The organism is Streptomyces sp. NBC_01351, from assembly GCF_036237315.1.
In the GTDB taxonomy this organism is placed as follows: domain Bacteria; phylum Actinomycetota; class Actinomycetes; order Streptomycetales; family Streptomycetaceae; genus Streptomyces.
Genome location: NZ_CP108356.1, coordinates 5,092,727 through 5,109,349 on the forward strand (window position 1 = coordinate 5,092,727; position 16,623 = coordinate 5,109,349).

The following is a 16,623-nucleotide window of genomic DNA, read 5'->3' on the forward strand; positions in this document are numbered from 1 at the left end:
GGAAGCCCCCGCACTGACCGACAGTGCGGGGGCTTCCTCGTACGACTACTGCCTACGGCTCCTACGACTGCGTGCGGCGGCGGCGCATCACGAGCACCGCACCCGCGGCCACCAGGCCGGCCGCCAGCGTCGACACCAGCGCCACCGGCAGGTCCGAACCGGTGCTGGCCAGGTCACCGCCACCCGTGCCGCCACCCGTCACCGGAGCCGGGGAGCTCGCCGTGGAGCTCGGTGTGCCCGTGCCCGACGGCGTGGAGCTGCCGCTCTGGCTCGCCGACACCGAGGAGCTCGGGGACGCCGACTGGGACGGGGACGACGAGGTCGAGGCCGAGGTGCTGCTCGACGGGGTACCCGACGGCGTACCGGACGGCGTGCCCGACGGGGTACCGGACGGCGTCACCGATGCCGGGCAGGTGTGCGACAGGTTGAACCACTCCACCGAGCCGCCCTCGACCACCGCGGACGCGGCCGTCAACTGGGCACCGGCCGCGGAAGCCGCGTACGCGTGCTTCTCGGTCGGCGGACCGAAGACGGTGATCTCCTGCGTGCCACCCGGCTCGAAGGTGACCGTCAGCTTCTTGAACTCGGTGGAGTTGCCCGGCAGGACGAAGTGCCAGCCGTCCTGGGACGCGGGGATGTCCGCGCAGGTGGCTTCCTTGTTCTCGTAGGAAGCCGCGGTGATGGGAACCGGCTGGTGCAGCGGAATGGTGTACGAGTCGAGCGCGTAAGCGGGCACGGCACTTGCGGCGAGCATGAGGGAAGCCGCGGCCGGGACCGCTATCGCCGCCCAGCGCTTGCTGGAAACAGGCATGGGGTACCTCTGGCACAGGGGAGGGATACGGGCCGTGGGGGTGGCGCCGCCCAGCTTGCTGACGCCGCCCACAGCGGTCAAGAGGTACTCGTCAGTATTCGTGGGGCCTTGGGGGCCCGTGTGCCCTATGTCCGGTGTAACGATCAGCCTACGTCGCCTACCGGCCAGTGCCCCCTAGGAGTTGTACGTCGACTGGGCGCGCTCCAGACCCTCCGCGATCAGGCACTCCACCGAGTCGGCAGCCCGGTCCACGAACCAGTCCAGCTCCTTGCGCTCCGTGGAGGAGAAGTCCTTCAGCACGAAGTCCGCGACCTGCATCCGGCCCGGAGGCCGGCCGATCCCGCAACGCACCCGGTGGTACTCGGGACCCATCGACTTGGTCATCGACTTCAGACCGTTGTGGCCGTTGTCCCCGCCGCCCAGCTTCAGCCGCAGCGTCGGATAGTCGATGTCCAGCTCGTCGTGGATCGCGACGATCCGCTCCAACGGCACCTTGTAGAAGTCGCGCAGGGCCGTCACGGGCCCGCCCGACAGGTTCATGAAGGACATCGGCTTCGCCAGCACCACACGGCGGTTCGCCGGCCCCGGCGCGCCGATGCGCCCCTCGACCACCTGGGCACGGGCCTTGTGCGCCTTGAACTTGCCGCCGATCCGCTCCGCGAGCAGGTCCGCCACCATGAAACCGATGTTGTGACGGTTCCCCGCGTACTCGCCGCCCGGATTGCCCAGGCCCACGACCAGCCAGGGAGTCGCCGCGTCGTCCGACATCGATAGCTCCTTACAGCCTTGAGAACGAAGACGACCGCCGTCCCGCTCCAGTGGAGCCGGACGGCGGTCGGTCAGCAACTGCTGAGGGGTGAGGGCGAGACTCAGGCCTCGGTGCCCTCGGCGGCCTCGGCGGCCGGCTCCTCGGCCTGCGGGGCGACGACCTGCAGGACGGCGACGTCACCGTCGATGGCCAGGGTGGTGCCCTCCGGGAGGACCAGGTCCTTGGCGTGGATGGTGGTGCCGGCCTCGAGGCCCGCGATCGAGACGGTGACCTCGGTCGGGATGTGGGTGGCCTCGGCCTCGACGGAGACGGTGTTCTGGAGGGTCTCCAGCATGTTGCCGCCGGCGGCAAGCTCGCCCTCGGTGACGATCGCGACGTCGACGGTGACCTTCTCGCCCTTCTTGACGATCAGGAAGTCGACGTGGGAGATCGAGCGCTTCAGGGGGTGCTTCTGAACGGCCTTCGGGATGACCAGCTCGGTGCCGTCGCCCGCGATGTCCAGGGAGATCAGGACGTTCGCGGTGCGCAGCGCCAGCTGCAGGCCGTGGGCCTCGACGTTGACGTGCTTCGGCTCGTTGCCGTGACCGTAGATGACGGCGGGAACCAGGGCGTCGCGACGGGCCTGGCGGGCAGAGCCCTTGCCGAAGGTGTCACGGAGCTGGGCGGAAAGCTTGATCTCGGACATGCTCACTCCTCGTGGGGTGACGGAAATGGACGACAGTCACCCGGCCGGAACGGCCTGCTACGAAGAGCGCGTCGATAACGGAGTGCCCGCACATGAAAGTGCGGCCTCCCTCGCCGAGCAACTTCATGAGTCTACCCGGCGGGGAGGCCGCACTTCAAAAGGATCTAGTTCTGCTCTTCGAACAGGCTGGTGACCGAGCCGTCCTCGAAGACCTCGCGCACCGCGCGCGCGATCATCGGGGCGATCGACAGCACCGTGATCTTGTCGAGCTCCAGGTCGGACGGGTCCGGCAGGGTGTTCGTGAACACGAACTCGCTGACCTTGGAGTTCTTCAGACGGTCGGCGGCCGGGCCCGACAGGATGCCGTGCGTGGCCGTCACGATGACGTCCTCCGCGCCGTGCGCGAACAGCGCGTCGGCCGCGGCGCAGATCGTGCCACCCGTGTCGATCATGTCGTCGACCAGGACGCAGACGCGACCCTTGACCTCACCGACGACCTCGTGGACGGTCACCTGGTTGGCGACGTCCTTGTCACGGCGCTTGTGCACGATCGCGAGCGGCGCGTCCAGACGGTCGCACCAGCGGTCGGCGACGCGCACGCGGCCGGCGTCCGGGGAGACGATCGTCAGCTTCGAGCGGTCCACCTTGGCGCCCACGTAGTCCGCGAGGACCGGCAGGGCCGAAAGGTGGTCCACCGGGCCGTCGAAGAAGCCCTGGATCTGGTCCGTGTGCAGGTCGACCGTGAGGATGCGGTCGGCACCCGCGGTCTTCAGCAGGTCGGCGACCAGGCGGGCCGAGATCGGCTCGCGGCCCTTGTGCTTCTTGTCCTGGCGGGCGTACCCGTAGGACGGGACGATCACGGTGATGGAGCGTGCCGACGCGCGCTTCAGCGCGTCGATCATGATCAGCTGCTCCATGATCCACTTGTTGATCGGAGCCGTGTGGCTCTGGATCAGGAAGCAGTCCGCGCCGCGAGCCGACTCCTGGAAGCGGACGTAGATCTCGCCGTTCGCGAAGTCGAAAGCCTTGGTCGGCACGAGGCCGACACCGAGCTGGTGCGCGACCTCCTCGGCCAGCTCGGGGTGGGCGCGGCCGGAGAAGAGCATCAGCTTCTTCTCGCCGGTCGTCTTGATCCCGGTCACAGCACTGTCTCCTCAGACGTGTTGAAAGCTGCTCGCTCCCATGTGCGTCCGTCCCGCACACGGTCAGCCAGCCGAATTGGGTGCGCCTATCACGGTACGCCGTCCTGAACGTACCCGTTTCCGGTCAGTTCACCTCAACGGGCGTCGGAGTCCACCTGGACTGCCGATTGAGCCGCCGTCGCCGAGGCACTTCCCGGACGCTTCCGGGCCACCCAGCCCTCGATATTCCGCTGCTGGCCCCGGGCCACGGCCAGTGCGCCGGGCGGTACGTCCTTCGTGATCACGGACCCGGCGGCCGTGTAGGCGCCGTCCCCGATGGTGACGGGTGCCACAAACATGTTGTCCGACCCCGTCTTACAGTGCGAGCCGACGGTGGTGTGGTGCTTGTGCTCACCGTCGTAGTTCACGAAGACACTGGCCGCGCCGATGTTGGTGTACTCGCCGATCGTGGCGTCGCCCACGTACGACAGGTGCGGCACCTTCGTGCCCTCGCCGATCGTCGCGTTCTTCATCTCCACGTACGTGCCGGCCTTGGCCTTCACGCCGAGGTTGGTACCGGGACGCAGGTACGCGAAGGGGCCCACGCTCGCCTGCGCGCCCACGACCGCGCTGTCGGCCACCGTGTTGTCCACCCGGGCGCCCGCGCCCACGTGGGTGTCCGTGAGGCGGCTGTTGGGGCCGACCTCGGCGCCCTCGGCGATGTGCGTGGAGCCGAGGAGCTGGGTCCCCGGGTGCACGATCGCGTCCTGGCCGAAAGTGACCGTCACGTCGATGAAGGTGCCGGCCGGGTCGACGATCGTCACGCCCGCGAGCATGGCCTGCTCCAGCAGGCGCGCGTTCAGCAGGGCGCGGGCCTCGGCGAGCTGCACACGGTTGTTGATGCCGAGGATCTGCCGGTGGTCGGCGCCGACGGCCGCGCCGACGCGGTGGCCGGCCTCGCGCAGGATGCCGAGGACGTCCGTGAGGTACTCCTCGCCCTGGCTGTTGTCCGTGCGCACCTTGCCGAGCGCGTCGGCCAGCAGGGCCCCGTCGAAGGCGAAGACCCCGGAGTTGATCTCGCGGATGGCGCGCTGGGCGTCGGTGGCGTCCTTGTGCTCGACGATCGCCTTCACGGCGCCCGACTCGGCGTCGCGCACGATGCGCCCGTAGCCGGTGGAGTCCGGCACCTCGGCCGTCAGCACGGTGACGGCGTTGCCGTCGGCGGTGTGCGTGGCCGCGAGCTGCTTGAGGGTCTCCCCGGTGAGGAGCGGGGTGTCCCCGCAGACCACGATCACGGTGCCGGTGACCGTGCCGCCGAGCTCTTCGAGGGCCATGCGGACCGCGTGCCCGGTGCCGTTCTGCTCGTACTGGACGGCGGTGCGGACGCCGGCGTCGATGCCGGCGAGGTGCGCGGTGACCTGCTCCCGGGCGTGCCCGACGACCACGACGAGGTGTTCGGGGTCCAGCTCACGGGAGGCGGCGACCACGTGACCGACGAGCGAGCGCCCGCAGATCTCGTGCAGAACCTTCGGAGTCGCGGACTTCATGCGGGTGCCCTCACCCGCTGCGAGGACGACGACGGCTGCCGGGCGGTTGGCGCTCACGGGGATGCCCTTCGGCTTCGGGGGTGGACCCGTGAAGGATACCGGGGGGTTAAGGGGCGGAAACGAGGCCGGGTCCCGACTGTGAGGTCAGGACCCGAACGTACAAAAGCTCCCCCGCCAGGACTCGAACCCGGACATAAGGCACCAAAAGCCTCAGTGCTGCCAATTACACCACAGGGGACCATTTCCGACTAAACCGGACATTGATCTTCGTCGGTCGAGTCGACGGCATCTACTATGCCGCACCACCAGCCCTCGATGCGACGATAAAGGTCGGCGCTTTGGCTGACGTACAGAACCAGGCAGCCGCGGTAGTCCTCTCCCACGTTCTTCCGGGTGGTCTTGGGGTTGTGTTGCTTGAGGGTGGTCCTCGCGAACAGCGTCACGTCCACGCCGACGAGGTCGGCCCAGTACTGCTCGGCCGCAGTGACGTTGGCCGATTCGTGGATCGCCACGCGGTAGCAGATACGCTCCCGCGCGACCCCGATGAGGTCGAGCCATGCGATGAACACGCGGATGACCCCAGGGTCGCTGTTGATGAAACGCACCTTTTCTCGCCGGTCATACGACTTGTCTTTCGTCCCTTCTGCCCAGTACAGGGCGACTCCTGCGGCGAATAGCTCCCTGTCGCTGAGGCTCCCGATCTCGGATCTCGCTGAGGACTTCGCCTCCGCCCGCTGCTTGTCCCGGGCTGCGTGTTCGCGCTCCCAGCGCTGGCGGGAGGCGTGAGTCGCCTGCTCGCCAGGTGTCCGTTTCGGAGTGGGCTTCGGCAGGTCCCGGACCCACAGGGAGATCGAGCTCTTCGAGCAGCCGAGTTCCAGCTGGATCTGGTCGTACGTGAGGCCCTGGAGGCGTAGCTCGCGGGCGCGGTCGCGGAGGTCGTCCTTCGCGTTCGGGCGCTTGGTCCATTCCGGGGCCGGCTCGCCCTCCAGGAGGCGGTTGAGGATGTCGTTGTTGTGGACGTGGAGGCGGTCGCGGATCTGGCGCCGGCTGAGGCCCTCGCGGCGCAGCGCCACCGCCTGCTCGCGGAGGGATTCGAAGGTCGTGGTGCCCTGGCGGAGCCCGCCGGTGCCGTCGCCGGGGCGACGTCGGATTTCGGTCATGGCTTCAATGTCGTCCGGAATGCGGGATTCAGGTCTCGGATAACGGACGGTTCAGTCGTACGTGCGATTACCCCGGGTTTGCCGGAATTCCGGTCGACCGTGTGCTGGGGCCGCTGCGTAGGCTGGACGGCATGACCAGTACGGGGGATGTGGAAGGCCGCGCTGGGCCGCCTTTGTGGTGGTGGGCGCGGCGGCGGGATGTCGTGGTGGATCTGGCGCTCGGTGGGGTGTCGGCCGTCGAGTGCGGGTGGGAGGGAGTGGCCTTCGCCCGGGAGGCGGGGGTGCCGACCGCGGTCGGGGTGCTGTTCGGGCTGGTGGTGGGGGCCGTGCTCGTGGTGCGGCGGCGGTGGCCGGTGGCCGTGGTGCTGGTGGGGATCGGTGTCACGCCGGCCGTGATGGGCTTCCTGCTCGGGGTGGTGGGGCTGTACACGGTGGCCTCCTCCGAGGTGCCCCGGCGGATCACCGCCACGCTGACCTCGATGGCGCTGGCCGCCACCTTCGCCGTGATGTACCTGCGGACCCGCGGGGACATGGAGGCCGACCACACGGTCGTGCTGATGCTGTCCGTCTTCGTGGCGGTGGCGCTGAACGTGCCGCCGGTGCTGTTCGGGCTGTACATCGGGGCCCGGCGCAGGCTGATGGAGAGCCTGCAGGAGCGGGCGGACTCGCTGGAGCGGGAGCTGTCGCTGCTGGCGGACCGGGCGGAGGAGCGGGCCGAGTGGGCGCGTACGGAGGAGCGGACCCGGATCGCGCGGGAGATGCACGACGTGGTTGCCCACCGGGTGTCGCTGATGGTGGTGCACGCGGCCGCGCTGGAGGCGGTGGCGGCGAAGGATCCGGCGCGGGCCGCGAAGAACGCGGCGCTCGTGGGTGACATGGGGCGCCAGGCGCTGACGGAGCTGCGGGAGATGTTGGGGGTGCTGCGGCGGGAGGCGCCGGCGAAGCCGGTCGTGGCGGCGGCCCCTGCCGTGCCGGTGGCGTTCGTGGGGGGTTTTGAGGACGGGCCCTCGCTGGCGGAGCTGGAGGCGCTGGTGGGGCAGTCGCGGGTGGCGGGGATGGTCGTGGAGATGGTGGTGCAGGGGGCGCTGTGCGCTTACCCGGCGGAGGTGGAGCAGACGGCCTACCGGGTGGTGCAGGAGGCGTTGACCAACTGCCACAAGCACGCTCCGGGTGCGCGGGTCGTCGTACGGCTCGCGCACCGGGAGGGGGAGGTGGCGATGCAGGTGGAGAACGGGCCGTGTGACGGGCAGGCTCCGGAGCCGGGGCTGCCGAGCGGGGGGAACGGGCTCGTGGGGATGCGGGAGCGGGTGCTGGGGCTGGGCGGGGTGTTCGTGTCGGGGCCGACCGATGCGGGCGGTTTCCGGGTCTCGGCGGTCATTCCGGTGCCGGTGCCGGTGCCGGTGCCGGTGCGCTAGGGCGGATTCCTTCGGCGCGGGCGCGGGCGCGGGGCCGGTGTGGTGCCGGCCCGGCCGGGTCCGGGCGCGCGCCGGGGCGTCTCCTCGGGCGTCGAACGGTTCGAGGGGTCGGTGGGCCGAGGGTGATTGCGTTCGACGCCCTGCGGGGACGCCCCGACACACACCCGGCCCCGTCCGGGCCTGCGGGGGTGCTCCCGACACACGCCCGGCCCCGTCCGGGCCTGCGGGGGTGCTCCCGACACACACCCGGCCCGTCCGGCCTGCGGGGTGCTCCCGGCGCACACCCGGCCTGTCCGGGCCTGTGGGGGCGGCCTGGGTGTGCGCCGGGACTCGGCGCGATCGGCGGGTGTCAGCCCGTGGTCAGGCGGGTCGGCTGGAGGCCCGTGAGGAGGAGGGTGAGGGCCTCGTCCGTGTCGGAGCCCAGGTACCAGTCGCCGGTGTGGTCGATGCCGTAGACGCGGCCCTCGCGGTCGATCGCCAAGTGGGAGCTTCCCCCAGCTACCGCTGGGAGGTGCCCCCGGTCGGCTTCGATGCCCAGGGGGCAGAGCTCGGAGGACAGGGCGCGGCCCAGGTCGGCGAAGGTGCGGGCCATGTGGAGCCCGGTGAGGGGGTCGAGGTGGATCGCCGTGGGGGCTATCTGGCGGCCGGGTCCAGGGGCGGAGACGGTGAGTCCGCCGAATTCGGCCCAGGCCTCGACGGCGGCGGGGAAAACGGTGTGCCGGTGCCCGGCCGGGGTGGTGTGGTCGCGCAGGGCGTCGGCCCAGTACTCGGCCTGCTTGATGTCCCAGCGGCCGGGCTCCCAGCCGGCGGTGCGCAGGGCGGAGTCCACGGCGACGGGGAAGCGGGTGGCCGAGGAGCGGTCGTAGGAGGCGGAGGTGGTCATCGCTGCTCGGAGGGGGTGAGGTCGACGGGGCGTACGCCGAAGTGGGCGAGGAGGGCCTCGCAGGAGCGGCAGGGGGGTGCGTAGCTGCCGTGGAGGGGGTCGCCGTCCTCGCGGATGCGGCGGGCGGTGATCTTCGCGTGCTTGAGGGAGCGGCGGGCCTCGCTGGGCGAGAGCGGTTTGCGGGAGGCGCGTTTGGAGCGGGCGCCTTCGATGGCGGCCAGGTGTCGGGAGACCAGGATGGCCTCGGGACATCGGCCGGTGAAACGTTCGCGCTGGCCGCTCGTGAGGGTGTCGAGGAAGTCCTGTACGAGGGGGTGGAGCACGGGGGGCTGGTCGGCTTTGCCCGCGGTGCCGGTGAGGGTTTCGCCGCGTACGGAGAGGGCGGCGGCCACGGTGGGCAGGATGCCGTCGCGGCGGAAGCGCAGGACGGGTACGGCGGGGCGGCCGGCGGCGCTGCTCCAGCGCAGCCGGGGGTCGCCGGCTGGGTCGCCGGCGGAGCCGCCGGGGTCGGTGGCCGGGCCGGTCACCGGGCCGTGGGCCGGGCCCGTGGTGTCGGCCGTGTCTGTACGTGTTGCCGTGTTCTGCATGGTCGCGCTTTCCCTCCCGTGCCCGCGGTGGTAACCGCTGTGCGCACGCCCCCGTGCTGCGGGGACAGCCTGTCAAATGTCTCCTGTGATGCGGAAGCGGGGTCGAATATTCGTATCAATTCGGATGTTCCCGGCCCGCGGGTGGGTGCGCCGGTCGCGCGCGGGTGACGCTCTTGCCCCAGCGCATAGGCTGTGGTGAACCAGCCAGATCCAGCAGGGGGCTACCGCCATGACGACAGGTCGGCTCGGGCAGCATGCCGCGCCACCCAACGCCGCTTACTCGGGGCAGGTCGTGCATTTCCCGGACCCGGTCCGGGCCGCTCGGCATCCCCACGGAGTGCGGGTGGACGGCAACGGGCATCCGGACTTCTCCGCGTACGCGCGCGCGGCGGTGGAGATCGCCGAACCGCCGGAGGGCTTCGGTGTCGACGAGTTGCGTCTGACGGACGTCGTGTCCGCGAACGCCGCGATGAAGGTGGCCGGGCACGAGCTGTGGGACACGGTCGGCCCGGTCGCGACGCCGCACGGCTGGACCTGGCACCACGTGGCGGGTTCGCGGCGCATGGAACTGGTTCCGGTCGAGGTGAAGGCGCTGCTGCGGCACCACGCCGGGCTGGCGACCGCTCCGGTCGACCACGAGAAGCGCGGGACGCGACCGTTGCAGGAGGTGCGCCCGGTGCACATGGGGCTGCCGAAGTCGGTGGTCTCGGTCTCCGAGTCGCAGGTGCAGGGCGTCGAGGAGGATCTCGGCTACCGGCTGCCGGAGGCGTACCGCTCGTTCCTGAAGGCGGCGGGTGGCAGCGCGCCGGTGGGCGTGGGTCTGGAGGTGGACCTCGGGCTGCTGGTGGACCAGCCGTTCTTCACCGTGCGCGAGGAGGCGGCGGTCAACGACCTCGTCTACGCCAACAAGTGCCTGCGCGACCATCTGACGAAGGACTACCTGTGCGTGGCCTTCGCGCAGGGCGGCCTGCTGGCGCTGAAGGTCAAGGGCGAGTCGCTCGGTTCGGTGTGGTTCTCCCCGTACGACGACGCGCGCGACCGGGACGGGTGGTCGGTGCAGGAGCGCGTGGAGCGGCTGTTGCTGCCGTGCGGCGGTGATTTCGACGCCTTTCTGGAGCGGTTGGCGGGCAATCCGCCGGAACTGGAAACGGTGGCCGGTCTGATGGTGGACGGCGGATTCGCACGCTCGGTTCCCGTGTCGGGTCCGGCACGGGTGGAGGGGTGATAGCGCGATGGTGACGTTCGCGCAGGCGCAGGAGCGCGCCGAGGAGTGGATCAACGGGGACGTACCCGCGTACCAGCACCGTGAGGTGCGCGTACGGGAGTTCGGGCTCGGTTTCGTGGTGTGGGCGGAGGACCGTGCGGCCGGTCCGGTGTCCGGTGGTGGTCGGCAGCGGCTGGTCATCGCGCGGGACAGCGGGGAGGTCACGCTGTGGCCGGGGCTGCCGGTGGGTGAGGTGATCCGCCGGTACGAGGAGGAGTACGGGGCCGCTGCGGTGGCGTCGGCTTCGGAGGCGTCGGTTCCGCCGCCGCGGATCGACTCGGAGCAGACCTCGTTCATGCTGAGCCCGCCGGAGTGGCTGCAGGAGGCGGCGGACCGGGCGGGGATTCCGCCGGCCGTGACGCCGACGGCTCCTCCCGCTCCGGCGCCGGTTCCTGCTCCGGAGCCGGTGGCCCCGGCTCCGCTGTTCGCGGAGCCCGCGGACGCCGTGTCGGCTCCCGAGCCGGTGCCGGTGAGGGCCTCGGAGCCCGTGGACGCGGTGCCGCTGCGGCGCGGGGGTGAGATCCCGTACGAGCCGACCGCCAACGACGGGGTGCCCGCCGGGTCCACCCCGTGGGCCGGGACCGATGTGAACTCCGGCTCGGACGACGCTTCCGTGCCGCTGCCCGCGACGGTGTTCGCGCCGCCGCTGTCCGGGTCGGACCTCGACGACGTGCCGTCCCCCGGGGTGGCGTCCGAGGCGAAGACCACGCTGATGGCGGGCGGCAGCCAGCTGCCGAGGACCGCGGTCGTACCGGCGCTCGGGTCGGAGGCGGCGGACATCGCCGACGCGCCGACGAGCAAGGCCCGGATTTCCCGCCCGGGTGGCTCCGCAGGGGGCGCCGCGGGCGCCGCCGGCGCCGCTGGTCCCGGCGCGGGGCAGCCGCACACGCCGCCGGGTCCGCCGACCCCGCCAGGGGCTCCCGGGTCGTTGGGTGGTGGGCTGGATCATGCCGCGACGATGCTGGCGGGTCCGTCCGTGACGGGTCAGCCGCCGGCGCCTCCCGGTCCGCCGGGGGCTCCGCGGGGTGGTGTGCCGCAGCCTCCCGGTCCGCCGGGTCCGCCCGGGGCTCCGGGGTCGTTGGGTGGTGGGCTGGATCATGCCGCGACGATGTTGGCGGGTCCCGCTGTGACGGGTCAGCCACCGGCGCCTCCCGGTCCGCCCGGGGCGCCTGGTGTCGGCGTGCCGCAGCCGCCCGGTCCGCCGGGGGCTCCGGGTGGTGGTTCGCTCGGTGGTGGGCTGGATCATGCCGCGACGATGCTGGCGGGTCCGTCCGTGACGGGTCAGCCGCCCGCGCCTCCCGGTCCGCCGGGGGCTCCGCGGGGTGGTGCGCCGCAGCCGCCCGGTCCGCCGGGTCCGCCCGGGGCTCCGGGTGGTGGTTCGCTCGGTGGTGGGCTGGATCATGCCGCGACGATGCTGGCGGGTCCGTCCGTGACGGGTCAGCCGCCCGCGCCTCCCGGTCCGCCGCCGGGTGTTCACGTGGCGCACCCCCCGGCGCCGCAGGTACCGCAGGCGCACCAGGCTCCCTCCGGTGTGCCCACGGTCGGGCCCGGCTACCAGGCCGTGCTCCGCTACCGCGCGCCCGACGGCTCCGAGCAGCAGCTCATCCGCCGCTCGGCGCCCGGTACTCCGCACCCGGAGTGGCAGATCCTGCACGAGCTGCGCGCCATGAACGTGGCGCCGCAGCAGGTGCTGGAGCTGCACACCGAGCTGGAGTCCTGCGAGCTGCCCGGCGGTTACTGCGCCCGGATGATCCGGGAGACCTGGCCCCAGGTGCGGATCACCAACGTGGCTCCGTACGGCAAGGACCACGCGGGCCGGCAGCAGGGCATGCGGCATCTGCTCACCCATCAGGGTGAACTGCACCAGGTGGCGGACGGTCCGGCGCGCCCCGCGCCGGTACGGGCCCCGCTGCCGCAGGTGCCGCTCCAGCCGGCGATCCCGCTCGAAGCCATCGCGCAGGAGCTGGCGGGGGCGTTCGGTCCGCAGGGCGTGTTCCGCTACGACCAGCGGGCGGTGTCCCGTCAGGGTGTGCCGGAGATCGTGGCGCAGACGCTGGTGTGGTCGGGCCTGCCCGTCGATTTCGGGCCGTTCTTCTGGGCGCAGGCGGTGCCGGGGCAGCCGGTGCCGACGCTGGCCGAGATGGCGGCGCAGCGTCAGGTGCAGCCGGCGTCGGACGCGGGCTCGTACCTGGTGGTCGGCAGCGACTTCGGCAAGGCGCTCTGCGTGCAGTACGGGACCGCCCACATCGTGGCGGTGCCGGTGGAGGGCGGTCCGGGCGGTGCCCCGGTGCCGCCGCAGTTCGTGAATTCGAGCCTGCCGCAGTTCGTACGGTCGCTCGCGATGCTGGGTCACATGTGGCGGCTGCGCCAGCACCTGACGCCGGAACAGGCGGGCCGCTGGACCGTGGACTTCCAGACGAACCTGGCGGGACTCGACAGCGCGGCGCTGGCTTCGCCGGAGACCTGGTGGTCGGTGCTGCTGGAGCAGATGTGGGACGGGCTGCTCTAGCGCCGTTGGTGTGTACGTGACGTCGAATGGCCGGGTCGGGACCTCTCGAAAGGGGTTTCGGCCCGGCCATTCGGGCTTCCGGGAGCAAATGGCGCATCCTTGACAGGAATCCCCGCGAGAGAGGCGCTTCCAGGATGAGTGCACCCATTGCGATCGTGCGCGGCCGTGGCTACCGCGTGGAGGACGTCGACCGTTATCTGGGTCGGCTGTCCGGCAGTCGCGACGAGGCCTGGGAGCGGGTGGCGCGGCTGACCGTCCTGGCGAAGCAGATGGAGTCGGAGGCGGAGCGGCTGCGGGGCGCCGTGGCCGCGCTGGCCCCGCAGACGTACGACGAGCTGAGCGAGCGCGCCCGGCGGATCCTGCTGCTGGCCCAGGAGGAGGCGCAGACCCTGCGGGAGGACGCGCGCGCGGACGCGGCGGCGACGCGGGGTGCGGCCGAGGCGCACGCGGAGCGGGTGGCCGCGCTGGCGCGGCAGGACGCGGACGCGGTGCGGGAGCAGACGGAGGTCCGGGCCCGGCAGGGGCTGCTGCGGGCGCAGCGGGAGGCGGACGACGCGCGGGCGGCGGCGCGGGACGACGCGGCGGAGTGGCGGTCGGAGGCGGCGGCCGGGCTGGCGGCGGTGCGGCGGCGGTCGGAGGCGCTGCTCGCGGAGCGCGAGCAGGAGCAGGCGGAGCGGTGGGAGACGGCGGAACGGGAGCTGGCGGCGCGGGAGTCCGAGCTGGTGGCGCGGCACGAGGAGCTGGAGCGGTACGCGGAGTCCCGGCTGGCGGAGGCGCGGCGGGGCTTCGCGGAAGCGCAGGAGGCGGCGCGGCACGGGCAGGAGGACGCGGAGGCGCTGGCCGCGGAGGTGTTGGCGGGGGCGCGGGTCGAGGAGGAGCGGGTGGGGCGCGAGACGGAGCGGGTCCTGCGGGAGCATGCGGAGGCGGGGGAGGAGATGCGGGCGCACATGAACCACGTCCGGTCCAGCCTGGCGGCGCTGACGGGGCGGGCGTCGGCGTAGCCCCTGCGGGGGGCTCGGCTGCGTTGCGTTGCCTTGCGTGCGGCGCCGTTGCCGGGGCTCCGCCGACCCCTCGGGCGGGGCGCCGCTGCCGGGTTTGCCCCTGGGCCGGGGTCGGCCTGTTGGGGCGGTGCCCCGGCGGAGTGTCTCCTCGTCCTCGCGCACTGAGGCACCGCTGCGAGACGTGAGGGTGGTTGCGCGCTCGTCCTGCGGGGACACTCCGCCGTGTCCCCGCCCCAACGCGCGCTCCCGGCCCACGGGGCAGGGGGCACAGGGGCGTACCCGCAGCGCCGCACGCTCCCGTTCCGCGGGGCGGGGCCTTTGGCCGACGGGGGGAGCGGGGGCGCTCCGGGGCGTCCCCGCAGGACGAGCGCGCAACCACCCTTGGCTTCGAAAGGTGCCTCGGTGCGCGAGGACGAGGAGACGTCCCGGAGGGACACCGCGGACCAGCCCGGACCGTCAAAACCCCGCCCACGGGCACCCCCCAGCCCCGCAGGGGAACGGCCCCGCAGGGGAACGGCAGCGGTTACGGGAGGGTGGTCAGGAAGGTTGCCATCAGCGGAGCGATCGCCGCGAGGTGGGTTTCGAGGGCGAAGTGGCCCGCCCCGTCGAAGACGTGGACCTCGGCATCCGGCACGTCCTGGAGGAACGCCTTCGCGCCCGCCGGGGTGAAGAAGGGGTCGCCCGCGCCCCAGACGACCAGGACCGGTACGCCGGAGCTCCGCAGCCACGCCTGCCATTCCGGGTAGCGCCGCAGGTTGGACGCGTAGTCGAAGGCCAGGTCGGCCTGTGCGTCGGCGCGCCCCGGCAGGGCGAGGTAGTGGGCGTCGAGGGTCCAGCTGTCGGGGGAGACGAGGGAGGGGTCGGCGACGCCGGCCTCGTACTGGAAGCGGGTGCCGTCGACGGTGAACAGGCCGCGGACCTGGTCCTCGTTGCCCGGGACGTCCCGCCGCAGGGCCGTGAACTCGCGGGCCATGTCCGACAGTCCCTCCTCGTACGCGTTGCCGTTCTGCACGATCAGGCCGGTGACCCGCTCCGGCCGGCGCGTGGCGAGGCGGAGGCCGACGGGGGCGCCGAAGTCGAAGACGTAGAGGGCGTAGCGGTCCAGGCCGAGGGCGTCGGTGAAGCCCTCCACGATGTCGGCGAGCCGGTCGAAGGTGTACGTGAAGTCGTCCGGGGCCTCGGTGCGGCCGAAGCCGGGGTAGTCGGGGGCGATGAGGCGCCAGGGGGTGTCGCCGAGGGCGTCCATCAGGCGGGCGAACTGGTGGGAGGCGGTGGGGAAGCCGTGCAGGAGCAGCAGGACGGGGCCGTCGGCGGGTCCGCTCTCGCGGTAGGCGACGCGGACTCCGTCGACGTCGACGGTGCGGTGCTGGACAGCGGCCATCACATGCCTCCTTGTGGTTTGGTTCCATTAGTCTTGCCGATGATCGTTAATGGGTCAAGGGGGTTGGGTAGCATTAGGTGCGTGACGACTTTTCCGCTTACTGGTGAGCACCTGGCCCTGGATCTCCTCAACACCCGTACCGCCCTGGGCGACCTGGTCGCCGACCCGGCGGGCCTCGCGGCGTGGCTGGCCGAGCAGGAGGGGCGGCTGGCCCCGGTCGGGGAGGTGGGCGAGGCCGAGGTGGAGGCAGTGCTGGGCGTACGGGAGGCCGCGCGCGCGGTGTTCGACGCGGTGCGGGGCGGGGAGCGGCCGCCGGCCGATGAGCTGGGTGCGCTGAACGGGGCCCTGGCCGGGGCGCCCGCCCACTACGAGCTGGCCTGGAGCGAGGCGGGCGGCCCGACGGCGGTTTCCCGTCGGGCGGGCGGTTCGGCCCGGCGGCTGGCGGCGGAGCTGGCCGAGGCCGTTGTCGATCTGCTGACGGGTCCCCGATGGGAATCGGTGCGGGCGTGCGAGGGGGAGGGGTGTCGGCTGCTCTTCCTGCCGGCGCACCCGCGCCGCCGCTGGTGCGTGGCGTCGGTCTGCGGCAACCGGGCCCGGGTGGCGCGCTATTACGCCCGGCACAAGGGGGAGGCCTAGGTCGTCTGCGTCGTCTGCGTCGGCTCGTAGCGGTACGGGTCGCTGCGCAGGCCGCGGGGGGTGGTCACGGTCACCGTGAACGGGGGCTTCGCGGGCTCCGGGAGGGGGGCCGTCAGGGTGCCGGTCGTGGGGTCGACGGTGGCCGGGGTGGCCGTGTCGTTCACGGTGACCTGGGGCGGGGGGCCCGCCGGGTCCGGGGTGAAGCCGCCGCCCTGGATGGTGAGGGCCGTGCCCGCGAGGGCGACGTTCGTGATGACCGGGTTCGCGCGGACGGCCATCTTGTTGATCAGGTACGCGCCGGCCGGGGCGCCCGTGAGGGCCCAGATCTCGGAGGGGAGGCGGGGGAGCCCGCCGCCGACGTCCGTGAGGAAGAACAGGACGACGTACAGCATCGTGACCGCGCTGAGGGCGACGTACTGGAGGTCGACGAGGTCCACGCGCCCGCTGTCGTTCGCGACGAGCTCGCGCAGCGGCCTGCGTCCCGAAGGGGTGGGCTTCGGGGCGGGTTTGGCCATGCTGCCGTTCTCCAGCCGCATGCCGACGACCGTCTTCGCGCCGATCAGGGCCGCGTACGGGCCGCCGAGCAGCGGCAGGTACACGGTCGTCAGCGTGGACAGCGGGCCGTCGGGGCCCTGGAAGTACGACACCCCGCCGCCCGCGGTGAGACCGTGGCCGAGGATCGCGAGCAGCAGCCAGACGAGGACGACCGTCCAGGCCAGGGCCAGGGTGGTCGAGGTGGAGAGGCGGCCGTCGCGGCCGGTGACGAAGCCGGGGTGGCGGTAGAGGCGCCGGCCGACGGGCACGGTCAGGGCGGCGAGTAACGCCAGTGCGAAGAGTGCGGAAGCCATGTCGTC

15 protein-coding genes and 1 tRNA gene are annotated in these 16,623 nt (G+C 72.2%); 5 read left to right on the plus strand and 11 right to left on the minus strand.

What is annotated here, in order from left to right; all coding sequences use genetic code 11:
- Positions 1–61: 61 nt before the first annotated feature.
- The 7 genes from OG625_RS23545 to OG625_RS23575 form a co-directional block, all read right to left on the minus strand.
- Positions 62–811 carry an LPXTG cell wall anchor domain-containing protein gene (locus OG625_RS23545; protein WP_329384583.1) on the minus strand — a complete coding sequence of 250 codons (750 nt, stop codon included), beginning with the start codon at positions 809–811 and terminating at the stop codon, positions 62–64.
- 174 nt (positions 812–985) lie between these two features.
- Positions 986–1,579 (minus strand): aminoacyl-tRNA hydrolase, encoded by a 594-nt coding sequence (pth, locus tag OG625_RS23550; protein WP_329384587.1) that lies wholly within the window; start codon positions 1,577–1,579, stop codon positions 986–988.
- 101 nt (positions 1,580–1,680) lie between these two features.
- Complete coding sequence (locus tag OG625_RS23555; protein WP_329384590.1) at positions 1,681–2,265, minus strand: 50S ribosomal protein L25/general stress protein Ctc; 585 nt, start codon at positions 2,263–2,265, stop codon at positions 1,681–1,683.
- A 164-nt stretch (positions 2,266–2,429) separates the two neighbouring features.
- Positions 2,430–3,407 (minus strand): ribose-phosphate diphosphokinase, encoded by a 978-nt coding sequence (locus OG625_RS23560; RefSeq protein ID WP_329384593.1) that lies wholly within the window; start codon positions 3,405–3,407, stop codon positions 2,430–2,432.
- A gap of 134 nt (positions 3,408–3,541) precedes the next feature.
- Positions 3,542–4,990: a bifunctional UDP-N-acetylglucosamine diphosphorylase/glucosamine-1-phosphate N-acetyltransferase GlmU gene (glmU, locus tag OG625_RS23565; RefSeq protein WP_329384596.1), complete on the minus strand. Its 1,449-nt coding sequence runs from the start codon at positions 4,988–4,990 to the stop codon at positions 3,542–3,544.
- 109 nt (positions 4,991–5,099) lie between these two features.
- Positions 5,100–5,171: transfer RNA gene (locus tag OG625_RS23570), tRNA-Gln, on the minus strand.
- Positions 5,172–5,181: 10 nt separating this feature from the next.
- Complete coding sequence (locus OG625_RS23575) at positions 5,182–6,093, minus strand: hypothetical protein (protein ID WP_329384599.1); 912 nt, start codon at positions 6,091–6,093, stop codon at positions 5,182–5,184.
- Between the two features lie 131 nt (positions 6,094–6,224).
- Here OG625_RS23575 and OG625_RS23580 point away from each other — a divergent pair, with 131 nt between their 5' ends.
- Positions 6,225–7,508: a sensor histidine kinase gene (locus OG625_RS23580; RefSeq protein WP_329384602.1), complete on the plus strand. Its 1,284-nt coding sequence runs from the start codon at positions 6,225–6,227 to the stop codon at positions 7,506–7,508.
- A gap of 349 nt (positions 7,509–7,857) precedes the next feature.
- Here OG625_RS23580 and OG625_RS23585 read toward each other — a convergent pair whose 3' ends face one another.
- The gene (locus OG625_RS23585; RefSeq protein ID WP_329384604.1) at positions 7,858–8,391 is read right to left on the minus strand and encodes an SUKH-3 domain-containing protein; all 534 of its coding nucleotides are present in this window, start codon (positions 8,389–8,391) and stop codon (positions 7,858–7,860) included.
- A complete protein-coding gene (locus tag OG625_RS23590) occupies positions 8,388–8,978 on the minus strand; it encodes a YwqJ-related putative deaminase (RefSeq protein ID WP_329384607.1) in 591 nt (196 codons plus the stop codon). The genes OG625_RS23585 and OG625_RS23590 overlap by 4 nt, the downstream gene beginning before the upstream one ends.
- Before the next feature lie 229 nt (positions 8,979–9,207).
- On the opposite strand from OG625_RS23590, the gene OG625_RS23595 reads away from it, so the two are divergent.
- From OG625_RS23595 to OG625_RS23605, 3 genes are all read left to right on the plus strand, one after another.
- Positions 9,208–10,203 (plus strand): SMI1/KNR4 family protein, encoded by a 996-nt coding sequence (locus OG625_RS23595; protein ID WP_329384610.1) that lies wholly within the window; start codon positions 9,208–9,210, stop codon positions 10,201–10,203.
- Positions 10,204–10,210: 7 nt separating this feature from the next.
- Entirely contained in the window at positions 10,211–12,751 is a 2,541-nt protein-coding gene (locus OG625_RS23600) for an SUKH-4 family immunity protein (protein ID WP_329384613.1), read from the plus strand.
- A 134-nt stretch (positions 12,752–12,885) separates the two neighbouring features.
- Positions 12,886–13,752 carry a cellulose-binding protein gene (locus OG625_RS23605; protein ID WP_329384616.1) on the plus strand — a complete coding sequence of 289 codons (867 nt, stop codon included), beginning with the start codon at positions 12,886–12,888 and terminating at the stop codon, positions 13,750–13,752.
- A 523-nt stretch (positions 13,753–14,275) separates the two neighbouring features.
- Here the strand turns inward: OG625_RS23605 and OG625_RS23610 are convergent.
- A complete protein-coding gene (locus tag OG625_RS23610) occupies positions 14,276–15,133 on the minus strand; it encodes an alpha/beta fold hydrolase (protein WP_329384619.1) in 858 nt (285 codons plus the stop codon).
- 81 nt (positions 15,134–15,214) lie between these two features.
- On the opposite strand from OG625_RS23610, the gene OG625_RS23615 reads away from it, so the two are divergent.
- Positions 15,215–15,769: a CGNR zinc finger domain-containing protein gene (locus tag OG625_RS23615; RefSeq protein ID WP_329384622.1), complete on the plus strand. Its 555-nt coding sequence runs from the start codon at positions 15,215–15,217 to the stop codon at positions 15,767–15,769.
- Here the strand turns inward: OG625_RS23615 and OG625_RS23620 are convergent.
- The gene (locus tag OG625_RS23620; protein WP_329384625.1) at positions 15,766–16,617 is read right to left on the minus strand and encodes a hypothetical protein; all 852 of its coding nucleotides are present in this window, start codon (positions 16,615–16,617) and stop codon (positions 15,766–15,768) included. The genes OG625_RS23615 and OG625_RS23620 overlap by 4 nt on opposite strands.
- Positions 16,618–16,623: the final 6 nt, after the last annotated feature.